This window comes from Mesorhizobium sp. M5C.F.Cr.IN.023.01.1.1, assembly GCF_003997585.1.
GTDB classification, from domain to species: Bacteria; Pseudomonadota; Alphaproteobacteria; order Rhizobiales; family Rhizobiaceae; genus Mesorhizobium; species Mesorhizobium wenxiniae.
In genome coordinates, this window is the sequence record NZ_RZSU01000017.1 from 18,762 (window position 1) to 40,304 (window position 21,543).

Genomic DNA, 21,543 nt, shown 5'->3' on the forward strand with positions numbered 1-21,543 from the left:
CGAGTCAGCGGCTGGCCGGCGCGCGGCCGTAAAGCAGGAGCATGGCGACAATGACGACGCCGTAGATGATCTGCCGCCCCGCCTCCGGCATCTGCATCACCGAAAGAATGGATTGCAAAAGCGTGATCAGGATGACGCCGGCGACCGTGCCGAGATAGGAACCGCGGCCGCCGAGGATCGAGGTGCCGCCAAGCACGACCGCCGCGATCGACGGCAGGAGATAGGCGTCGCCCATCGACTGCGCCGCCTTGGAGGCATAGCCGGCCAGAAGCACGCCGCCGAAGGCGGAGAGCCCGCCGGACACGGCGAAGGCGATCAGCACCACGCGCCGCGTGTCGATGCCGGAGAGATAGGCGGCGCGCTCGCGGTTGCCGATGCCGTAGACCGTGCGGCCGAAGCCGGTGCGGGTCAGCACGAAGACCATCGCAGCACCGATCAGCGCCCAGATGACGACGGCGTTGGGCACCCCCGGTATGGCAAAGCCGGTCGCCAGATAGCGCATCGCCCGGGTCGCCGAATCCTGCGGCGAGAAGCCGCCCGTATAGACCACCATCAGCCCTTGCGCGACGGCATTGGTGGCGAGCGTGATGATCATCGAGGGAATGCGCAGATAAGCGACGCCGATGCCGTTGACGACGCCGATCGCGACACCGCAGAAGATGCCGAACGGGATCGCCAGCGCCACGCCGACCGGGCCGTAGGCGGCGGCCGCACAGGCCATCATTGCGCCCGCCGCCACCGACCACGGCACCGACAGGTCGATCTGGCCGAGCAGGATGACCAGCATCATGCCGGTGGCGATGACGCCGAGAAACGAGGCCACCTTGAGCTGCTGCAGCAGATATTCCGGCGACAGGAAGCTGCGCGAATAGAGGCTGCCGACAAACAGCAGCAGCACGATGCAGGCAAAGGCGGTCAGCACCGCGGGATCAGCGCGGCGGATGAATTTCGGCATGCGGCCGGCGATGCCGCCGATGGTCGTTTCGCTCACAGGAACCACTCCAGCCGGTTGCGGACCCTGAACAGGGCGAAGGCGCCGAGGCTGACGGCGATCAGCAGGATGACGCCCTGGAACAGCGGCTGCCAGAGCGGATCGAAATCGAAGACGAAGAGCAGGTCGCCGATGGTGCGGAATGCGAGCGCGCCGAAGATGGCGCCGATGGCGCTGCCCTTGCCGCCGAACAATGAGACGCCGCCAAGCACCACGGCGGCGATCGAGAACAGCGTATAGGCATTGCCGCTGGCATAGGCCGCCTCGCCCGTATAGGTGAAGAAGGTCAGGAACAGCCCGCCGATCGCGGCCAGCAGGCCGGCGAGCGCATAGGCGGCGAACTTGCCGCGGCGGATCGGCACGCCGGACATGTAGGCCGCCGTCTCCGACGATCCCGCGGCATAGGCCGCGCGGCCGAGCACCGATCGGCTGAACGGCACCCAGACCACGAGCACGACGGCCAGCAGCGCCACCAGGCTCGCCGGCACCACGCCGAACAGCCGCCCGGTCAGCGCGTCGGCGAGATCCTCGTTGACCGAGCCGCCCGGGAACGGTCGAAGCAGCAGCGCGATGCCGAAATAGACCGCGCCGGTGGCGATGGTGGTGACGATCGGCTGCAGCCTTCCGTAGATGACGATGGCGCCGTTGATCGCCCCGCACAGCAGCCCGGTGCCGAGCACCGCGACGACGCCGAACGCGGTTTCGATGCCGGTGCCGATGACCAGCCATGAGGCTAGGCAGTTGGTCAGCAGAAAGATCATGCCGACGGAAAGGTCGATGCCGGCGGTGATCACTACCAGCGTCTGCGCCATGGCGACGAAGGCGAGCAGCACGCCCTTGTTCGAGGCCGTCTGCACGACATTGGCGGTAAAGCCCGCCGGATGGTTCGAGGTGTAGATCGTAAACATCACGATGAAGATACCGAACGCCAGCAGCGTTCCGCGTTGTTCGGCAAGCCAGTAGCGCCAGTCCTTCACGCGTCCGCTCCTTGGCCAACAGGCATCTCTTCGCCATGGATGTTGAGCGCGCTGGCGATCAGCGCCCGCTCGGTGATCTCGGCGCCGACCAGCTCGCGCTTGACTGCTCCGTCATAGAGCACCAGCACCCGGTCGCAGCAGCCGATCAGCTCGTCATAGTCGGTCGAGTAAAACAGGATCGCCGCGCCTTGGTCGGCAAGCTTGCGCATCAGCTGATACAGTTCCTGCTTAGTGCCGACATCGATGCCCCGCGTCGGGTCGTTGAGCAGGATGATGCGTGGCTGCCGCATCAGCCATTTGGCGATGACGACCTTCTGCTGGTTGCCGCCGGATAGTGCGCCAACCGGAATGTCGAGGCCTGCCGTCTTGATCGCCAGCAGAGCTACCATGTCATCGATCAGCCGCTGCTCGGCGGCACGGTCGATGATGCCGGCCCGGGACAGCCGGTCGAGTGCGGCGAAGGAGAGGTTTTCGCGCACCGTCATCGGCAGCATCAGACCTTCCGTCTTGCGGTCTTCCGGGATCAGCGCCATGCCGATCCGGTCACCGCGCGCCTTGGCCGGGCTGGCGATCGCCACCGGTTTGCCGTCGATCAATATCTGCCCGCTGAGGCCGCGCAGCACGCCGAAGAAGGCGAGCAGCAATTCGCGCTGGCCCTGGCCGTCGAGACCGCCGAGGCCGACGACCTCGCCTGCGCCGACCGACAGCGAGATATTGTCCAGCCGGTCGGTCCAGGAAAGCTTGCGCGCCTCCAGCACGGGCGCGGCGGTGGTCGGCGCGCGCACCGGCTTCGGTGGGAAAATATGGCTGTATTCGCGGCCGATCATCAGCTCGACGACTTCATTGTCGCTCTTTGTGCCTGCTGCGTAGCTGGCGACATTGCGGCCGTTGCGGAAGACCGTGCACTGGTCGGCAAGCTCGACGATCTCGTTCATGCGATGCGAGATGTAGAGCAGCGCCAGCCCTTCCGAGCGCAGCCGCTTCAGCACGCCGAAAATCTTGGCGACGTCGGCCGCAGTCAGCGCCGAGGTCGCCTCGTCGAGGATCAGGATGCGCGGCTTGCGTGCCAGCGCCTTGGCGATCTCGACCATCTGCCTTCTTGAAAGCGGAAGATCCTTGACCAGCGCCAGCGGGTGGATATCGGTAGCGCCCGCGCGCGCCAGGGCTTCTTCCGCGATGCGTCGCTGCGCCTTGCGGTCGATCATGCCGAAGCGTTTCGGCGGATCGGAAATGACGATGTTGTCGGCAACGCTGAGTTCGGGGACGAGCGACAGTTCCTGGAAAATGCAGACGATGCCGGCCTGGTTGGCCGCGGCCGGCGAAGCGAAGCTCACCTCGCTTTCGTCCAGCATCATGCGGCCTTCGTCAGGCGCGACGACGCCGGCCATGACCTTGATCAGCGTCGATTTGCCGGCGCCGTTTTCGCCGAGGATGGCGTGAATGCTGCCAGGTGTTACCGAAAGCTCGGCCTTTTCCAGCGCCCGCACACCGCCATAGCGCTTGGATATGCCCTCCATGCGGAAGAGCGGAACCGCACCGTCCATCGGCCCCTCCCAAGGCGCTTGTTCTTCGGGACCGGCGCCGCGGGATTATCCCGCGGCGCCGAGCGACCAATCTATTGGTTTTCCTTGCTCTGGCCCATGATTTCCTGCGCCGTGAAATTGATGCCGCAGGTCGGGAAAGAGTTGCCGACGAAGAAATTGTCGGACTGGTCGGGGAAATAGTCCTCGCCTTCTTTGAAGTTCGGATCCTCGACGATCGCCAGCGGCAGCTTCACCGCTTGCGGGACGACCTGGCCTTCGAGCGCTGCGATTGCCGTCTTGATGGCGACCGCCACCTGTGCGGGGCCGGTTCCGGCCGACGAACATTTCAGCCCGTCTGCGGCAAACTTGGCGCAGAATTTGCGGAAGCCGTTCTCCGTTTCGCCGCCGAACGGCACGAACGGATGCTTGGCGTCGATCATCGCCTGGACGATGCCGGTGTCGCCGCCCTGCCCGGTGACGCCGTCGAAGGGGCCGTTGGTGGCGATCGCGTCGGCCGAGGCCTTTTGCGCCACGCCATCGTCCCATTTGCCGATGACTTCGGTGACCTCCCACTTCTTGCCGGAAGCATCGAGGACCTCGTGGATGCCATTATGGCGGTCGGTGTCGACCGACGTGCCGGGAACGCCGCGCACTTCGAGGATCTTGCCACCATTGGGAATATGCTTGATCAGCCAGTTGGCCCACAACTCGCCAAGGCCTTTCTGATCGACATTGACGTTGATGGCGTCCTTGGTGTCGAGAATGTTGTCGAAGGCGACCAGCACGACGCCGGCTTCCTTGGCGCGCTTGATGACCGGTCCGAACGCCGTCGGATTCTGCGCGTTGACGACGATCGCGTCATAGCCGGAATCGATGAAGTTGTTGATCGCCGAAATCTGCGCCGGCACGTCTTCGCCGGTCGAGACGACCTTGAATTCCTTCAGTTTCGCCGCGACCTCCGGCTGCGCCGCATAGGCCTTCGCCGTCTGCACCATCTGGATGCGCCAGGTGTTGGCGATGTAGCCATTGGCGAGCGCGATGCGGTACGGGCCTTCCTTCTTGGGGAACTTGAAGAACTGCGTGTCGGCGGCCCATGGCGCGAAGCATTCCGGCTCGGCGGACGGGCCTTTGACGATTTCGGCTTCGGCGAGCGCCGACGAACTCAGCATAACTGATGCAGTGGCGGCAACGATGCCACCAACGAGTGACTTGATCATCGATATTCCTCCCAGTTGCAGTTTCTGATCGTTCTTACGCGTCTCGCGTCCGGCCCGGCACCTCCCGCCTTGCCTACGCGCCTTCAGGTGGCCGAATGCCGACCCGATCTCCTCCCTCGTCAATCAGTAAACCGGAGTAAAAACTATCATATTATACATAATAAACAAGCATCAGCTGTCGGTTATATATAATAAACAGACTTCGATCTTTCGGGAGTTTTCGCCCAGTGAGAAATGGTAGCGCTACCATGACGTGGTGTAAAGTGGCATTTCGCGATGCCTGCAAATCGCTTCAACGGCAGTGCCTTTAGCGGGCAGTGCTCTCGCGGCACTTGAGTTCGAAGCCGAGATCGACGACCGGCTCTTGCGGCCGCTCGCCTGCAATCGCCGCGAGCGCCATGGCGACAGACAGCCGGCCGATCTCGTAGCGAGGCGTCCGGATGCTGGTGACCGATGGAAAAGCCACTTCCATCATGTCGAGATCATTGAAGCCTGTGATGCCGATCGTCTTCGGCACGGCGATCGAGGCGCGGTGGCACTCGAACAGTACGCCGAGCGCAATGTCGTCATTGTTGCAGAAAACCCCGTCGAGCATCGGCACCTTGGCCAGCGCGTCGCGAAACAGTTCGCGGCCGAGCGTCACGCTGGACGGCACTGGCGTGGTGGTGATCAGCCGCGCGTCGAACAGACCGGCCGCCTCCATCGCCGCGCGATAGCCTGCCAGACGACGCTGCGAGCGCGGGTCCATGCGCGCCCCGATGAAGCCGATGCGGCGATAGCCCATTTCGATCATGTGCTCCGTCGCCGCCTTGCCGCCGTCGAAATGCGAGAAGCCAACCATCATGTCAACCGGATCGGGCCCAGTCTCCATGACCTGTACCACCGGGCATCCGGCCGTCTCGAGCAGTCTTCGCGACGTTGGCGTCTGGTCGATGCCCGCCACGATCAGCGCCGCCGGGCGCTGCGGGCCGAACACCTGCAGCAGCCGTTCCTCCTCGAGACCGGAATAATGGGTATTGCCGAGCTGGATACGGTAGGAACTGTCGGACAGGCTGTCATAGATGCCGCGCAGCACTTCGGCAAAGACGCTGTTGGTGAGCGACGGCACCAGCACGCCAAAGACCTCGGCGCGCGCCGAAGCCAGCGCACGCGCATTCGGGTCGGGCAGATAGCCGAGCTCATCGACAGCCGCCTGGATCTGGCGGCGCAGATCTTCCGAAACACGTCCCGGCTCGCGCAAGGCGCGGGAAACCGTGATGGCGCCGACACCGGCCTTACGCGCGACATCGGCGATCGTCGGACGGCCGCCGCCGCGGCGCGAGCGCGGTTTGGTCACAGCCTTGTCCCGACCGCGTCGCCTTCGCCGAAGCGCGGCCACGAAATGCTGTTCAGCGTCTTTGCCACTATCGCCATGCCAACCCGACTTGCCGCACCCGTCTGGCGTCGCGCAGCCTTACCCCATTGTCAAGCTAACCGGCCAGGACAGCTACCCGAACTCGGGTAGCGCCACAGTTTGAATTTCGGCTGTGGGTGGTGAGCGGGCGTCTTGTCGTCCACCGTGCTCAGGCTTCTACGCCGTGCGTCGTCCGCTGCGCCACCTCGTGGCATACGGCAACGCGAACAAGTAGAGACCGCTGAGCATGAGCAAGGCGATCGGGATCAGCGGCATGAGGTACACCCAGTAGGCGGGCTCGACACCGACGCCCAAGGTGATGAAGATGGCAGCGACGACCGCCGTAAAAATGATCGACAGCCAGCGGTGGAGTTGCCGAATCCACGTGTTCCAGTTCATGAGCACCTCCTCTGAAGACGATCTGAAGCGGATCGGGCGACCCGCTTGGCGCCAGCCTTCTTGCAAGCTTGTTTGATTTGATGCGTCTTGTTGGCCATTGCCCGTTGGCGCCGGCACGCCTTACTCTATCCGCGCCAGGACCTGCTCCAGGTTCGCAAAGAACCGCTGCCACCCATATTGGGCACCCTGGTAGTACTGCTGCTGATCCGGCCGGAAGCCCAACTGCTCCATGCGCAGATTGGTCCCCGTGCTCGTAGGGGTGAGCGTCCACGTGACGACACTTTTGAGATCCTTGGTATCCCACGTGTAAGACAGCTTCTTGTTGGGTTCGACTGCCTGGACCTGGCAGTCGACCGCCCCCAATCTGCACTGAGATTGAAACGGTGACCCTCGTCTGGCTTGAAATCGTTCTTCATCAGCCACTCCTCGATCAGGTGTGATTGCGTGAGCGCGCGCCAGATCTTTTCCGGCGGAAAAGCGACGTCCCGTTCGACAACGACGGCGCGCGTTTCGGTCTCAGTATTGGTCATTGGTCCATCCTTTTGAGCAAATCTTCGAGGTTGTCGAACCGGCTTTGCCAGAACCCAGCCATTTGGTTTGTCCAGTCGATCAGCGGGGCCAAGGCGCCGAGCTCCGCGCTATAGTGCGTGTTGCGGCCTTCATGGCGGTCGCGCACCAACCCGGCCTGCTTCAGAACCCCAAGGTGCTTTGACACTGCCGGTTGCGAGACCCCAGCCCGAGCGGTCAGAGCCGCGACGGTCTGGTCTCCGTCGCGACACAGCCGCTCGAAAATGGCCCGTCGGGTCGGATCGGCAAGCGTTCTGAAGAGGATCTCGTGGGGCTGCGACATGGCAATCGATAACTCGCTGGCTATTTGATAAATCCAATAACCGCCGAGATATGTATAAGTCAAGCAGGAACATGGACCGGCATCCGCGGCACAGGAGCCACCGCCGGTCTTGCTACCAACGATTGCGCACTGCCATTCCGCTCGGGGTCGTGAGCAAACTCGGACACCACCCGCCAGCGGGGTCAGTGCTCAGGCCATCGCCGCGGCGCTGCGCCGCGCATTCCACAGCAGCAGCACCATGGCCGCCATGTTCAGCAGGTTCCAGGCAATGCCGTTGAGGAATGCGGCGGCGTAGGAGCCGGTCAGATCGTAGATCCAGCCCGACATCCAGCCGCCGACCGCCATGCCGAAGATAGTCGCCATCATGACGATGCCGACGCGTTGGCCGGCCTCTTTGGCGGGCATATATTCGCGCACGATGATGGCATAGCAGGGCACGATGCCCCCCTGCGACAGGCCGAAAACCAGCGAGACGACGTAAAGCGACGCGAGCCCGTCGAAGGGGATGTAGAACAACAGCGACAGGGCTTGCAGCACCGAGCCGATCAGCAGGGTTTTCACGCCGCCAATGCGATCGGCAAGGAAACCGGACGCCAGCCGGCTGACGACGCCCGCCGCCAGCATGATCGAGAGCATGTCGGCGCCTCGCGCAACGCCGTAGCCGAGGTCCATGCAATAGGCGACGATATGGACCTGAGGCATCGACATCGCCACGCAGCAGCCAAGGCCGGCGACGACGAGCAGCACCTGCAGGGCTGCCGGTGACAATGAGATCGGCTGGACGGGCCGGCTGCCGGGCGAACCGGGAGCGGCGGCACGTGGTGCGCCACGCCTGAGCAGCAGGATCAGCGGTACCATGGTCGCGAGGCAGACGACGCCGATCGCGGCATAGGTGAAACGCCAGCCTTCGGCCTGCATGACAAAGGGCATCGCCAACGGCCAGATCGCCCCGGCGAGATAGTTGCCGGCGGCGGCAGCCGTCACCGCGACGCCGCGGCGGCGGTTGAACCAGTGCGAGATGTCGGCGATCAGCGGCCCGAAAATCGCCGACGTGCCGACGCCGATCAAAAGTCCCTGGACAAGAGTGAATTGCAGGATCGAACTGGTCAGCGACGCCAGCAGGAAACCGGCGCCGAGCGCCACCGAGGCAATGAGCGCCGGGATCCAGTAGCCCATGCGGTCGATGGCGCGGCCGACCAGCACATTTCCGGCTGCGAAGCCGACCATGGTCGCGGTATAGGGCATCGACGCGGCGGCGCGATCGACGCCGAATTCGGCCTGCACGGCGGGCAGCACCACAACCACCGCCCACATGCCGACGCCGCCGATGGTCGCCAGCAGCACCGAAATGCCGAGCCGCATCCAGGCATAGGCGCTGTCGATGCCGGGGCTGCTTGCCTGGCTGGAGACGGTTGTGGTCAAGGCGTTTCCTGTCGGGTTCTGCGAAATCGACCGGTTCGACATCACTACCGGCACATTGGCGACGCCGTGCAGCGCCACATCCCTCAAATCCGTGGTTCCAGGGATGTAAGCCGAGATGGAACAGTGGCCGCCGTCCCGGAGTTTTCCATCAACGCACCAATGGAAGGAGTTTGTTATGACCGCGAAAAGGAAATGGTCGGCCGAGGTGACCGAGCACAGCGATGCGCTGGACCTCGAGGAACATATCTTCGAATCACACGACCCCAAGAAGATCGCAGCCTCCCTGAAGCGATCGGCCGAGCACAGCGACCGGCGCAAGGCCGAGCCGTTCCAGTCCGCCATGTCGATGCTGAATTTCTACATCAACCGTGCCGGCAAGAACCTGCCGGCCAAGCAGAAGAAGGTGCTGGAGGATGCCAAGGACGAACTGCGCGCCGCCTTTGGTCGCCCGAGAGAAGATTAGAGGATCGAATTACCTCGACTTGATGACGCCGTCGGTGTTGGCCAACAGCTTGCGGACCGCGTTGCGCGCCGCATCCGGCCGCTGCAGGCGGATGTTCTTTTCGATCGCCTCGTGCAGCTTCTGGGCGTGCTGCAAATCGTCCAGTTCCCGCGTCGTATAGGCGAACAGATGATCGAATGCCGATTCGATCAGCACGCCGAGCGGCACAAGGAGGTCGTTGCCCGAGGCGCGCAGGATGGCGAGGTGAAAACGGGTGTCGGCACGTGTGCGCTCCTGCAGCGTCGTCGCTTGGCCCATCTCCCGGCAGGCTTGGCTGATCTCGGCCATCTGCTCGTCTGTGCGCCGCATCGCGGCAAAGGCGGTTGCTTCCGGCTCGATGATATGGCGGAATTCCTGCACCGTTTTCAGGAACACCTCGCGGTCGGGCGATGTCGCGTACCAGGCCAGCACGTCGCGATCGAGCAGGTTCCAGCGCTCTTTTGGTTCGACCCAGCTGCCGATCTTCGGGCGCGAGGCCAGCAGGCTCTTGGCCATCAGCATCTTGATCGCTTCGCGCACCGCCGAGCGACTGACGTCGAAGGTCTCCGACCATTTCGCTTCATTGGGCAGGATGGTGCCCGGCGGATAGTCGCCGCGCACGATCCTGAGACCAATCTCATTGGCCAGCGACGCATGCACGCTCGATCCAGGCATCCGCGCCGCATCGGCACGGCGAACGACTGCCGCGCGGTCGGCGGCCGCCGCCTTGGCCCGTGTTTTTCCCTTATTCGGCTTGCCGTCCCGCATGTGCTCACAAAGTCCGGATTCCGAAAGCTGTCAAGCACGGGAAAAGGCGCCGGGTTGGAAACCCGGCCGCCGTGCACAGATCAGTCCGGATGCATCGACCCCGTCATGCCCCTTGACGTATTTCCGCCAGCTGTGTTCCGGGCGGAACCCGAGCACATCCCGCGCCTTGCGGTTCGAAAGCAGCGTCTCGTATTCGCCGAGCTCAACCTTGACCGGCACGCCGGGATAAAACCGCTTCAAGAGTTCAGCCGTCGGCAGATCGGACGAGGTGTCGTCATTGGCGGCGTTGAACACCTGATAGCCGAGCCCGTCCTTTTCGATGGCGCGCAGCGTGATCTGGCCGAGGTCGCGCGCGTCGATGTAGCTCCAGGCGATCCGCTTGCGGAAACCCGGATCGGCGAACCATTTCGGGAACAGCGAATATTCATGCGGCTCGATGACGTTGCCGATGCGCAAGGCGTAGATGTCGATGCCGCTGCGCAGCGCGAAGGCGCGCGCCGTCTTCTCGTTGACGATCTTCGACAGCGCGTAGCTATCCATCGGATCGACATCATACGCCTCGTCAAGCGGGAAATGTGTCGGATCGCGCGGCTCGTTGGCGAAGACCAGCCCATAGGTCGTCTCGCTGGAAGCGATCACCACCTTGCGGATGCCGAGCTTCACCGCCGCCTCAACGACATTGTAGGTGCCGAGAGCGTTGATGCGGAACACCTCGTTGTCGGGCGTGATCATGATGCGCGGGACTGCCGCGAAGTGCACCACGGCATCGACCGGCTGCGCGCGCAGCGACGGGTCGAATTCATGCAGGCCCATATAGCTCGACAGCGCATTGAACACCTGCCCGCTGTCGGTGATGTCGGTGAGCAGCGTGCGCACCTTGGGATTGTCGAGCGGCTTGGTGTCGATGTTGAGCACCTGGCATCCTTGCTCGACCAGATACTGCACGACATGACGCCCGGCCTTGCCGCTGCCGCCGGTGAACATGATCCGCTTCGTCATTTTGCTCTCCACATTCCCTGGAATTCATGTGTATTGTCAGACAATATGGCATTCCGCAATCGCCTGCCAACCGCCTGCGGCAAAAACCCGCTTCAACAATTCGCCTGCCAAAGTGCAGCGCCATCATCGATATCAGCAACACAGGACGACACGACATGAACACGACTGCCGCGAGCGAAAAGATCGGCTTCATCGGACTTGGCTTGATGGGGCACGGGATCGCGAAGAACATCATCGATAAGGGCTATTCCCTGACGTTTCTCGGGCGAAAGAACCGCATTCCGGCGGAAGACCTGCTCGGCCGGGGTGCGAAGGAAGCCGCGACCTCGCGCGACGTTGCGGCGGCATCTGATATCGTCTTCATCTGCGTCACCGGCTCGCGCGAGGTTGAAGCTATCATCCGCGGGCCCGGCGGCCTCAAGGAAGGCCTGAAGAAGGGTTCGGCGGTCGTCGATTGCTCGACCTCGGATCCCACCTCGACGGTAACGCTTGCTGCCGAACTCAAGCCGCTCGGCGTCGACTATGTCGACGCCCCGCTGAGCCGCACGCCGAAGGAGGCCTGGGAAGGCACGCTCGACGCCATGGTCGGCGCGTCGGACGCGGTCTTTGCCCGGCTGAAGCCGGTGCTCGACACCTGGGCCGGACGTATCGTCCACATCGGCGACACCGGCGATGGCCACCGCATGAAGCTGCTCAACAATTTCATCTCGCTGGGCTATGCGGCGATCTATTCTGAGGCGCTGGCGCTGGCTGAGAAGGTCGGCATCTCGCCGCCGCGTTTCGACAGCGTCATCCGCAACGGCCGCATGGATTGCGGCTTCTATCAGACCTTTATGCGCTGGACGCTGGAAGGCGATCGCGATGCGCACAAATTCACCATCGCCAACGCCTTCAAGGACCTCACCTATCTCGAATCGATGGCGGGTGCTGCCGGCATCGCCAACCCGCTTGGCAATGCCACGAAGAACGCTTTCGCCGGCGCATTCGCCGCCGGGCCGGCCGATCAATATGTGCCGATGCTGGCGACGCATATCGGCAAGGTCAACGGCGTCGACCTGACACCGAGCAAGGGCGGCAAGCGGCAAGAGGTTTAAGGACCGCTCTACCGCCGCGACCGCCCAATAACCTCGTCGGTGTTGGCGAGGAGCCTGTGCACTGCGGTGCGGGCTGCTGCCGGCCGCTGGAGGCGGATGTTCTTCTCTATGGCCTCATGCAGCGCCTGCGCCCGAGGCTGGTCGCTGGTTTCGCGCGTAACGAAAACGAAGAGGTGGTCGAGCGCCGATTCGATCAGCACGCCGAGCGGTACCAGGAGATCGTTGCCCGAGGCCCGCAGGATGGCGAGATGAAAACGCGTGTCGGCGCGGGTGCGCTCGGGCAGCGTCGCCGCCTCCCCCATCTCACGGCAGGCCTGGCTGATCTCGGCCATCTGCTCGTCTGTGCGCCGCATCGCGGCAAAGGCGCTGGCTTCCGGCTCGATGATATGGCGGAACTCCTGCACGGTTCTGAGGAACACTTCGCGGTCGGGCGACGTCGCATACCAGGCCAGCACGTCGCGATCGAGCAGGTTCCAGCGCTCCTTCGGCTCGACCCAGCTGCCGATCTTGGGGCGTGAAGCCAGCAGGCTCTTGGCCATCAGCATCTTGATCGCCTCGCGGACCGCCGAGCGGCTGACGTTGAAAGTCTCGGACCATTTGGCCTCGTTGGGCAGGATGGCTCCCGGCGGATAGTCGCCGCGCACGATCCTGAGGCCGATCTCGTTGGCCAGCGACGCATGCACGCTCGATCCGGGGATCAGCGCCGCGTCGGCACGGCGAGCGCTGGCCGGACGGGCAGCCTGTGCCTTGACCTTGGCCCGGGCATTAACCGTGGTAAGTCGCTTTTTCGATCTTGCGTCCGACATCCATGTTCCCCGGCACATGCTGAACTCAAGGCGCGGCAAAGCAGGAGCGGTTCGCCCCAGCAATCTCACCTCGTAGGTTTTCGTGAACCGGTGTGACGGGGCGCCCGTCGATCGGACGCCCCGAAACTGCGAACCTACTTCTGGATGCAGGTGTCGGCCGTATCCTTGGTGCACTCGTCGAGACCGGTGAAGACCGGATCGGCGACCGGCTTGCCCTCGATCAGGTCGATCATCACCGAGGGCGCCTTGTAGCCCATCTCGAACGGCCGCTGGCCGACCAGCGCGGTCACCAGACCCTCCTTGGCGATCGCCACTTCCTCACCGATCGTATCGGCCGCACCGATGACGAACTCGTTCTTGGCGATCTTATCGGCCATCGGCTTGAACAGGTCGCGATAAGGCTGCGGCGCCCCGAACAGCGGCCAGCCGCCCATGATGCCGAAAGCGTCGAGATCGGGATTGGCGGCGAGGATATCGGTCATCGCCTGCACGCCCTTGGCACCGTCGTCATTGGTGAACACCGGGCAGCCGGCGACCTCGGTCCAGCCGCCCTCGCCGGCGAGCGCCGGGAGATCTTTCTGGCCGGAAAGCGCGTCGCGCATGCCCTGGGCGCGCCGCAGGATATTGTCAGCCGCCGGATTGCCCTCAATGGTGCAGATCTTGCCACCCTCCGGCTTCCCCTTCTTGATGTACTCACCGATCTTGTAGCCCATCAGGTAGTTGTCGGTGCCGAGATAGGTCTTGCGCAGCGCCGCATCTTCCTTGCTGAGGTCGGCGTCGAGCGTCATGATCGGGATCGACGGATTGGCGCTTTTGATCGTTTGCGCGATCAGCGGCGCGTTGGACGGCGAAATGGCCATCGCCACTGTGTCCGGCTTGCTCAGCATGTCCTGAACGATCTGGGCTTCGCCGGCCTCATCCGAGGTCGACGCCGGGCCGGTGTAGAAGCATTCATACTCCGAGTTGGCGTTTTCCGAGTTCCATTTCTGGCAACCCTGGTTGATGGCCTCGAAGAACGGATTGTCGAGCCCCTTCACCACGATGACGAGCTGTTTCTTGGCCATAGCCGGCCCGGCGCCCAACGCCAGCATGGCGACGGCAGCGAGCAATAGTGATTTCCTCATTTCAGTCCTCCCTTGAAACAGACGGACACGGCGTGCCCGCCACACAGACCAGCCCGGATCCGCGATGACAGAGGTTCGTTTCGCGAGCGCTCTTGTCGCCAAGCCGGGCCGATAAGTATTTCCAGATGCAGCCGCAGACCAGCGCGGTACGGACGCTGCCAGATCCTCGACCGATAAACCTCCGCCGATTCCGCCGGCGCACCGGAACAGAAGATCGGCATAATCTCCTCCGACGCTTAGCTAATATCGGCTTGCGACCAACGTCAATTCCTATTTGTCCTACAAAACGGATTTTTCGAAAGAAGCCGCTGTTGACGGCAAGGGGGCATGTGCGTAAATGGGCGAAAGCGCTGTTCCCGGGAGGAGCTGGGAAGAGCGAAGCCGCGGCAGAACCGCTGGCCGGAAGCACGGGGAGGAAGCAGTCTGGTGTCGGTTCTCGAACTCGCCAACATCTCGAAACATTTCGGCGCCATCCAGGCCGTCAACGACGTTTCGCTGTCGATCGAGGCCGGACAGGTGGTCGGCCTGATGGGCGATAACGGCGCCGGCAAGTCGACGCTGGTCAAGATGATCGCCGGCAATTTCCGCCCGAGCCACGGCACGATGCAGATGGACGGCAAGGAGCTGATCCTGCACAAGCCGGTGGAGGCGCGCCAGCACGGCATCGAGATCGTCCATCAGGATCTGGCGCTGTGCAACAATCTGACGGCCGCCGCCAACGTCTATCTCGGGCGCGAGCTGCGCCGCGGCGTCGGGCCGTTTCGCATCCTCGACTATGCCGCGATGTACAAGCGCGCCGGCCAGATTTTTGCCGTGCTGAAATCCGAAACCCGCCCGCGCGACTTGGTCAAGCAGATGTCGGGCGGCCAGCGGCAAGCGGTGGCGATCGCCCGCACCATGCTTTCGCAAGCCAAGATCGTGCTGATGGACGAGCCGACGGCGGCGATCTCGGTTCGCCAGGTCGCCGAGGTGCTGAACCTGATCCGCCATTTGCGCGACCAGGGCATAGCGGTCGTGCTGATCAGTCACCGCATGCCCGACGTCTTTGACGTGGCCGACCGCGTAATCGTCATGCGGCGCGGCCGCAAGGTTGCCGACAAGACGATCGCGTCGAGTTCGCCCGAGGAAGTCACCGGGCTCATCACCGGCGCCATCGAACAGGTTTGATGTCAGCGGTTCACCACGCAAGCAGATAAAGGTCGACGATGGCAGTAACTCTTGACCAGACGATCGCGCAGAAACAGCACACTTTGCTGACCAGGGTGTTTGCCAGCCAGACGTTCTGGGTGGTGATCGCGGTCATCCTCGCCTGTCTGTTCCTGTCCGTCGCCACGGATTCCTTCGCCACGACGAAGAACCTCTACAACATCACCCGTAACGTCACCTTCGTCGCCATCGTCGCGCTGGGCATGACCTTCGTCATCATCACCGGCGGCATCGACCTTTCGGTCGGTTCGGTGCTTTGCCTGTGTTCGATGGTGCTGGCGGTGACCATGCATGCCGGCTACGGCATCGAGATCGGCATTGCCGCTGCAATCGCGACAGCGCTGATCATCGGCGCCTTCAACGGTATCTTGATAGCCTATCTCGGCTTTCCGCCCTTCGTGGTGACGCTCGGCATGCTGTCGATTGCGCGCAGCCTTGCCATGGTCGCCTCCAACAACACCGTCGTCTTCCAGTTCGGGCCGGATCACGACAAGCTTCTGGCGCTGGGCGGCGGCGCCTTTGTGTTCGGCATCGCCAATCCGGTGCTCTACACGATCGTGCTGGCACTGATCACCGGCTTCGTCCTGCGCTGGACGAAATTCGGCCGGCACATCTTCGCCATCGGCGGCAACGAGCATGCGGCGACGCTGACCGGCGTTCCGGTGCGCCAGATCAAGGTCGCGGTCTATATGATCTCGGCGCTGGCGGCCGGTATCGCCGGCATCATCCAGACCGGCTGGCTTGGCGCCGTCACCACCAATCTCGGCAACGGCATGGAGCTTCAGGTCATCGCCGCGACCGTCATCGGTGGCGCCAACCTGGCCGGCGGCATGGGCACGGCCTTTGGCGCCGTCGTTGGCGCGGCGCTGATCGAAGTGATCCGCAACAGTCTCGGCCTGCTCGGCATCAATGCCTTCTGGCAAGGCGTGTTCATCGGCGGCGCCATTCTGCTGGCGGTCCTGTTCGACCGGCTCCGCAATTTCAGGCGCAACGAATAGACCGGGGGGTGACGAACGCTATTCGTTTCCCTTGCTATCGCTCAGTCTGAAAATCGGCCGGTACGGCCCATGACGGGCCCCAGGCGTGCGCATGTGCCTTGACGCAGGCCCGGACTGAGCCGCACTATCCCAATTGCAGGCGAAGGGAGGCCAGTCGCCTGCGGGAGGATATACCCATGACGGAAGCGATCAGGCTCTACTGGGGCCGGTTCGGACATGTCTCTGTCCTGAACGTCGCCAGCGACTTCGTCACCCATGCCCATGTCGAGGCGCATATCATCATCTGGCTGGAAGGCACGGCCGGCGAGATGACCATCGGTCGCGAAACGGTGCGGCTTGGGCCCGGCACCGCCGCCGGCATCAATTCCTTCCAGCCGCACAGCCACGCTTTGTCCAGCGACGGCCGGCCCGGCCTGTTCCTCGCCTTCTACATCGATCCGGACTGGGCGCGCCGGCGCCGCGACCTGCCGTCTTCCGCGCCGCTATTTTCAGCACCGGCGATCACGCTGGAGCCCTGGCTGTACAAGGCGGCAGCCAACCTTCTCGACCATCTCAGCGACAATGAGAGCATCGACGACATCGCCAATTACGAGATCGAGCGCTTCATCGACAGCGTGCTCGACGCCGCCGACGCCTCGGCACCGCAAGTAGCACGCGCCCGCGTCCACACCATGCAGGATTTCCGTGTCCGCAAGGCGATCCAGCTGATGAAGGCCAATGTCTGCGAGCGTATCTGCTTCGACGATGTGGCACGCAGCGTCGGCCTGTCACGGCCGCATTTCTTCGCGCTGTTCAAGGAGCAGACCAATCTGACGCCCAATGTCTACTGGAACACGTTGCGCATGGAGGAAGCGGTGCGGCAGTTGCAATGGTCGCAGGAGCCGCTGATCTCGGTCGCCTGCAATCTCGGCTTCACCACGCAGGGCAATTTCTCGCGCTTCTTCCGCGACCATGTCGGCGTTCCGCCGACACTCTATCGCGAGGCGGCGCGGGCCATTTCCTGAACCATTTTCAGACTTATTGATAGGCGGTCAAGACGCTTTGATAAGCGCCACCGGGCTCGCCGCCCTACCCTCGCGACACAGATATTTGCAAGGGGCCGATCATATGGCGAAAGTCACCATCTCCAGCGTCATCGACGCGCCGGTCGAAAAGGTCTGGGCGCGCATACGCGACTTCAACAGCCTGCCGAGTTGGCATCCGCGTATGGTGGAAAGCCATATCGAGGATGGCAAGGATGCCGGCACGATCGGCTGCGTGCGCAACTTTCAGCTCGCCAGCGGCGCCCGCATCCGCGAAAAGCTGCTCGACTTCTCCGACGGCAATTTCCTCGTCAGCTACTCCATCCTGGAGACACCGCAGCCGCTGACCAACCACAAGGCGACGCTGCAGCTGCGGCGGGTGACCGATGGCGACCGCACCTATGCCGAATGGACCGCCAGCTTCGACGCGCCCCCGAAAGAAGCCGACAAGCTGGCCGAGGGCATGGGCGCCAACGTCTTCCAGGGCGGTTTCAACGCTTTGAAAAGTCATTTCGCCGGCCAAAGTTGAGCAAAAGGAGCCTTCCATGGCGCTCGCCCTGCAGACTTTCTCGACGGTCAAGGCCGCAAATGCGGCGCTGAAAGCCGCCGGCACCCGATATCTCGGCGGCGGCACGCTGGTCGTGCGCGCCGCCAATGAAGGCGATGTCTCGGTCTCCAGCCTAATCAGGTCGACCGACCCGGCGCTGTCGGCGATCACCGTTTCCGGCGGCAAGGTCCGCATCGGCGCTTCAGTGACCATGGCAGCGATCGCCCGTCACCCGGATCTGTCTTCCCTTAGCCAAACGGCGCGCGCCGTTGGCGGCCCGGCGATCCGCAACATGGCGACCGTCGGCGGCAACCTCTTCGCCCCGGCGCCCTATGGCGACTTCACCGTGGCGCTGCTGGCACTGGACGCAACCGTCAATATCGACGACGGCGAGCTACCGATCGAAACCTTCATGGCAAAACGCGAAAGCAACCACGCCATCATCACCGCAGTTGGATTTACGTTGCCGGCGGAAGGGTTTCGCTTCTTGAAAGTGTCGAGGATCAAGCCGAAGGGCGTCTCGGTGCTGAGCATCGCCGCCGTGCTGGAACAGGCACCGGACGGAACCGTGTCTTCGGCACGGATAGCGCTTGGCTGCATGGCCGACCGGCCGATGCGTGCGACGGCGGCGGAGAAGGCGCTGCTCGGCAGGACGCTCACCAGCGATGGCATCGCGCCGGCGCTTGCTGCGGCCGGCGATGGCACCTCGCCTGTTACCGATCCGATCGCCAGTGCCTGGTATCGCAACGAAGTCCTGCCGGTCCATCTCGGCCGGCTGCTGCTCGGCTGAAACATCCAGGAGAGCGCCGCTTGCCCACGAACAGGCGCGCAAGGAGGAAACATGGCAAAGGTCCCGGTTCAGCTCACGCTCAACGGCGCGGAGAAGGCCGAATTCATCGACAGCGGCACGACGCTGCTCAACGCACTGCGCGACAAGATCGGCGACACCTCACCGAAAGGCGGCTGCCATCAAGGCACATGCGGCGCCTGCTCGGTCATCATCGACGGTGAGCTCCGGCTCTCCTGCCTGACGCTGGCCGAAATCTGCAACGGGGCGGCCATCACCACGACGTCGGGGCTTTCGGAAGGCGGCGTTCTGCATCCGCTGCAGCGGGCCTTCCTCGACGCCTTCGCCACCCAATGCGGCTTCTGCACGCCGGGCATGATCATGGCCGCCAAGGTGCTGCTCGACCACACGCCGAACCCCAGCCGCGACGAGGTGGTCGAGGCGCTGTCGGGCAATATCTGCCGCTGCACCGGCTACGAGCCGATCATCCAGGCTGTGCTGACCGCCGCGCGATCCAATTCGCAGAACGCGGCTTGAGGGGAGTCAAAAAGATGGAACTCCGCAAGAGCTACTTCGCCGACCAGCGCATGGACGATCTGCACGAGATCGGCCAGCCCAGGCCGCGCTCGGATTCCCCCAGTCACGTCACCGGCAAGACCGCCTATTTCGCCGACCGCAATTTTCCCGGCATGCTGCATCTGAAGATGGTGCGCAGCCCGCATCATCACGCCCGCATCAGCAGCATCGACACTTCAGAGGCCGAGAAACATCCGGGCGTCGTCAAGGTGCTGACCGCCAAGGATGTGCCGCACAATGTCTACACCATCCTGATCCTGATCCAGATCGGGCCGGAAGACGAGACGGTTCTGGCCGACGGCAAGGTGCGCTGGAAAGGCGAGGCCGTGGTGGCGGTGCTGGCCGAGACCGAGCGTGCCGCGCAGGAAGCGGCGGCCAAGGTCAAGGTCGATTACGAGGTGCTGCCGGCAGTCTTCGACATGGAGGAGGCGCTGAAGCCCGGCGCGCCGATAGTGAACGAATATCACGGCCGGAACTATTACCTCTATGACAGCGGCGAATGCCGCAAGGTGCGCTTCGGCGATGTCGAGGCCGGCTTCGCCGGGGCCGATCACGTGCTCGAACAGACCTACCAATCCTCGCCGATCGAACACGCGCCGACCGAGACGACCGGCTGTATCGTCGCGCCGGAGGGCAATGACCGCTTCACCTGCTACACCAACACCCAGGCGATGTTCTTCACCCTCGACAACGCCTCGATCATCCTGCAGATGCCTGGCAACAGGCTGCATTTCGTCGGCGGCACCGTCGGCGGCGGTTTTGGCGGCAAGGTCGACGTCATCGTTGAGCCGATCGCCATCCTCGGCGCCAAGCTGACCGGGCGGCCGGTCTCCTTCATCTACAGCCGCGAGGAGGAGATGCAGATCTCCTCGCCGCGCGCCGCCGAAAAGGTCGTCATCAAGGACGGCGTCATGAAGGACGGCCGCATCGTTGCCCGCAAGGTCACCGGCTACACCGATGCCGGCGCCTATTCGCGCCACTCGCCCTATGGCGCGCAGAAAGGCGCTGGCCACTATCCCGGCCCCTATACGATCCCGAATGTCTGGATCGACACCTACTGCGTCTACACCAACCGCACGCCCTCCTCCGCCATGCGCGGCTTCGGCGTCACCATCGGCGATTTCGCGCTGGAGGTGCAGATGGACAAGCTCGCCCGGCTGATCGGCATGGATCCGCTCGAATTCCGCTTCATTAACGCCTACCGCGACGGCGACATGAAGGCACACCGCCAGCCGACCGAGGGCGCTGCGCTGATCGAGTGCATGCAGGAAGCCTCACGCGCCGCCAACTGGCCGGTGGCGGAGAAGTTCATGGCGATGTCGTCCTACGCGAAGGGAGTTTGAGATGGCGATCAGGCGTGGACGCGGCGTCGCCGCGATCAACTATCCGACCGGCATGAATCTCGGCGGCGACCCGACCCAGGCGCTGGTCCATTCGACACCGACCGGCCATTTCATGGTGACGCTGTCGAGCGTCGATCTCGGCCAGGGCATGAAGCAGATCATGGCGCAGATCTGCGCCGAGACGATCGGCGTGCCGACCGACCGCGTCGTCGTCGACACCGCCGACACCGACACCGGCCCGCACTGCATGGGCACCTTCGCCTCGCGCGGCACGCATCGCGCCGGCAACGCCGTTATCCAGGCGGCCAGGGAAGCCCGCCAGGTGATGCTGGAAGTGGCGGCCGAGGAATTGGAAGTGAATGCGTCGGACCTCGAGACCGACGGTCAGGGCAATATCCTGGTCAAGGGTGCGCCGCAGAAGTCGATCTCGATCTTCGATGTCGCGCTGTCGGCGCATTTCAAGCGCGGCCGCTCGATTTCCGGCCGCGGTATGTTTCTCATCCCGCGCTCCTACCCGGAGATGGAGACCGGCGCGATGAAGCCGTCGACCTGCTACGCCCATGCCTGCACGGTGGCCGAGGTCGAGGTCGACGACGAGACCGGCGAGGTCACCGTGCTGACCGTCAAGAACGTCTTCGAGATCGGCCGCGCGCTGAACCCGAAAATGGTCGAGCAGCAGCTCGTCGGCGGCTCGTGGATGGGCATCAGCCATGCGCTCTACGAGACGACTGAACCATATTATCCCAATCGCGATCATGGCGGCACCGACTTCAACCAGTATCTGATGCCGGGTCCTGGGGATCTTGCGCAAACCGAGATCATCGTGCTGGAACGGCCATCGGCCGACGGACCGTACGGCGCCAAGGGGCCGGGCGAAATGTGCGCCAACCCCCAAATCCCTGCGGTCGCCAATGCCGTCTTCGACGCAGTCGGCGTGCGCATAGATACGCTGCCGATCACGCCGGAACGCATCCTGCGCGCGCTGAAGGCGCAAGCCGACACCGCGAACTGAGTGCTGGA

Annotated in this window: 21 protein-coding genes and 2 pseudogenes; 10 read left to right on the top strand and 13 right to left on the bottom strand. The window is 63.5% G+C overall.

The window, feature by feature from the left end:
• Positions 1-4: 4 nt before the first annotated feature.
• The 9 genes and pseudogenes from EOA78_RS09590 to EOA78_RS09630 form a co-directional block, all read right to left on the bottom strand.
• Positions 5-991, bottom strand: a complete 987-nt coding sequence (locus tag EOA78_RS09590; RefSeq protein ID WP_127314952.1) for an ABC transporter permease — start codon at positions 989-991, stop codon at positions 5-7.
• Positions 988-1,968: an ABC transporter permease gene (locus EOA78_RS09595; RefSeq protein ID WP_029351610.1), complete on the bottom strand. Its 981-nt coding sequence runs from the start codon at positions 1,966-1,968 to the stop codon at positions 988-990. The genes EOA78_RS09590 and EOA78_RS09595 overlap by 4 nt, the downstream gene beginning before the upstream one ends.
• A complete protein-coding gene (locus tag EOA78_RS09600; RefSeq protein ID WP_127314953.1) occupies positions 1,965-3,512 on the bottom strand; it encodes a sugar ABC transporter ATP-binding protein in 1,548 nt (515 codons plus the stop codon). The genes EOA78_RS09595 and EOA78_RS09600 overlap by 4 nt, the downstream gene beginning before the upstream one ends.
• Before the next feature lie 71 nt (positions 3,513-3,583).
• Positions 3,584-4,708, bottom strand: a complete 1,125-nt coding sequence (locus EOA78_RS09605) for a sugar ABC transporter substrate-binding protein (RefSeq protein WP_127314954.1) — start codon at positions 4,706-4,708, stop codon at positions 3,584-3,586.
• 307 nt (positions 4,709-5,015) lie between these two features.
• Positions 5,016-6,044 carry a LacI family DNA-binding transcriptional regulator gene (locus EOA78_RS09610; protein ID WP_127314955.1) on the bottom strand — a complete coding sequence of 343 codons (1,029 nt, stop codon included), beginning with the start codon at positions 6,042-6,044 and terminating at the stop codon, positions 5,016-5,018.
• Between the two features lie 234 nt (positions 6,045-6,278).
• Positions 6,279-6,500: a hypothetical protein gene (locus EOA78_RS09615; protein WP_127314956.1), complete on the bottom strand. Its 222-nt coding sequence runs from the start codon at positions 6,498-6,500 to the stop codon at positions 6,279-6,281.
• A 120-nt stretch (positions 6,501-6,620) separates the two neighbouring features.
• Positions 6,621-7,030 (bottom strand): annotated as a pseudogene (locus EOA78_RS09620) (SRPBCC domain-containing protein).
• Positions 7,027-7,350 (bottom strand): metalloregulator ArsR/SmtB family transcription factor, encoded by a 324-nt coding sequence (locus tag EOA78_RS09625; RefSeq protein ID WP_029351622.1) that lies wholly within the window; start codon positions 7,348-7,350, stop codon positions 7,027-7,029. The pseudogene EOA78_RS09620 and the gene EOA78_RS09625 overlap by 4 nt, the downstream one beginning before the upstream one ends.
• 189 nt (positions 7,351-7,539) lie before the next feature.
• On the bottom strand, positions 7,540-8,712 hold the full coding sequence (locus tag EOA78_RS09630; protein ID WP_127315013.1) for an MFS transporter: 1,173 nt from the start codon (positions 8,710-8,712) through the stop codon (positions 7,540-7,542).
• 235 nt (positions 8,713-8,947) lie between these two features.
• Here EOA78_RS09630 and EOA78_RS09635 point away from each other — a divergent pair, with 235 nt between their 5' ends.
• Positions 8,948-9,235, top strand: a complete 288-nt coding sequence (locus tag EOA78_RS09635) for a DUF3175 domain-containing protein (RefSeq protein ID WP_127314957.1) — start codon at positions 8,948-8,950, stop codon at positions 9,233-9,235.
• Positions 9,236-9,244: 9 nt separating this feature from the next.
• On the opposite strand, the gene EOA78_RS09640 is transcribed toward EOA78_RS09635, so the two are convergent.
• Both EOA78_RS09640 and EOA78_RS09645 read right to left on the bottom strand, forming a co-directional pair.
• Positions 9,245-10,021: a FadR/GntR family transcriptional regulator gene (locus EOA78_RS09640; RefSeq protein WP_127314958.1), complete on the bottom strand. Its 777-nt coding sequence runs from the start codon at positions 10,019-10,021 to the stop codon at positions 9,245-9,247.
• A 111-nt stretch (positions 10,022-10,132) separates the two neighbouring features.
• A pseudogene (locus tag EOA78_RS09645) lies at positions 10,133-11,020 on the bottom strand (NAD(P)-dependent oxidoreductase); the annotation flags it as partial.
• Between the two features lie 155 nt (positions 11,021-11,175).
• Here EOA78_RS09645 and EOA78_RS09650 point away from each other — a divergent pair.
• Positions 11,176-12,114 carry an NAD(P)-dependent oxidoreductase gene (locus EOA78_RS09650; protein WP_127314959.1) on the top strand — a complete coding sequence of 313 codons (939 nt, stop codon included), beginning with the start codon at positions 11,176-11,178 and terminating at the stop codon, positions 12,112-12,114.
• An 8-nt stretch (positions 12,115-12,122) separates the two neighbouring features.
• Here EOA78_RS09650 and EOA78_RS09655 read toward each other — a convergent pair whose 3' ends face one another.
• Positions 12,123-12,920, bottom strand: a complete 798-nt coding sequence (locus tag EOA78_RS09655) for a FadR/GntR family transcriptional regulator (RefSeq protein ID WP_127314960.1) — start codon at positions 12,918-12,920, stop codon at positions 12,123-12,125.
• A gap of 134 nt (positions 12,921-13,054) precedes the next feature.
• Complete coding sequence (locus EOA78_RS09660; protein ID WP_127314961.1) at positions 13,055-14,044, bottom strand: sugar-binding protein; 990 nt, start codon at positions 14,042-14,044, stop codon at positions 13,055-13,057.
• Positions 14,045-14,470: 426 nt separating this feature from the next.
• Between EOA78_RS09660 and EOA78_RS09665 the strand changes: the two genes are divergently transcribed.
• From EOA78_RS09665 to EOA78_RS37715, 8 genes are all read left to right on the top strand, one after another.
• A complete protein-coding gene (locus EOA78_RS09665; RefSeq protein ID WP_029351636.1) occupies positions 14,471-15,211 on the top strand; it encodes an ATP-binding cassette domain-containing protein in 741 nt (246 codons plus the stop codon).
• Between the two features lie 38 nt (positions 15,212-15,249).
• Complete coding sequence (locus tag EOA78_RS09670) at positions 15,250-16,248, top strand: ABC transporter permease (RefSeq protein ID WP_127314962.1); 999 nt, start codon at positions 15,250-15,252, stop codon at positions 16,246-16,248.
• A 176-nt stretch (positions 16,249-16,424) separates the two neighbouring features.
• The gene (locus tag EOA78_RS09675) at positions 16,425-17,252 is read left to right on the top strand and encodes an AraC family transcriptional regulator (RefSeq protein ID WP_127314963.1); all 828 of its coding nucleotides are present in this window, start codon (positions 16,425-16,427) and stop codon (positions 17,250-17,252) included.
• Between the two features lie 103 nt (positions 17,253-17,355).
• A complete protein-coding gene (locus EOA78_RS09680; protein ID WP_127314964.1) occupies positions 17,356-17,799 on the top strand; it encodes an SRPBCC family protein in 444 nt (147 codons plus the stop codon).
• 16 nt (positions 17,800-17,815) lie between these two features.
• Positions 17,816-18,607, top strand: coding sequence for an FAD binding domain-containing protein (locus tag EOA78_RS09685; protein WP_127314965.1), 792 nt, complete (start codon positions 17,816-17,818; stop codon positions 18,605-18,607).
• Between the two features lie 51 nt (positions 18,608-18,658).
• Positions 18,659-19,141 carry a (2Fe-2S)-binding protein gene (locus EOA78_RS09690; protein WP_127314966.1) on the top strand — a complete coding sequence of 161 codons (483 nt, stop codon included), beginning with the start codon at positions 18,659-18,661 and terminating at the stop codon, positions 19,139-19,141.
• Between the two features lie 14 nt (positions 19,142-19,155).
• A complete protein-coding gene (locus EOA78_RS37710; protein ID WP_127314967.1) occupies positions 19,156-20,523 on the top strand; it encodes a xanthine dehydrogenase family protein molybdopterin-binding subunit in 1,368 nt (455 codons plus the stop codon).
• Between the two features lies 1 nt (position 20,524).
• Positions 20,525-21,535 carry a molybdopterin cofactor-binding domain-containing protein gene (locus EOA78_RS37715; protein ID WP_127314968.1) on the top strand — a complete coding sequence of 337 codons (1,011 nt, stop codon included), beginning with the start codon at positions 20,525-20,527 and terminating at the stop codon, positions 21,533-21,535.
• The last annotated feature ends 8 nt before the right edge of the window (positions 21,536-21,543 follow it).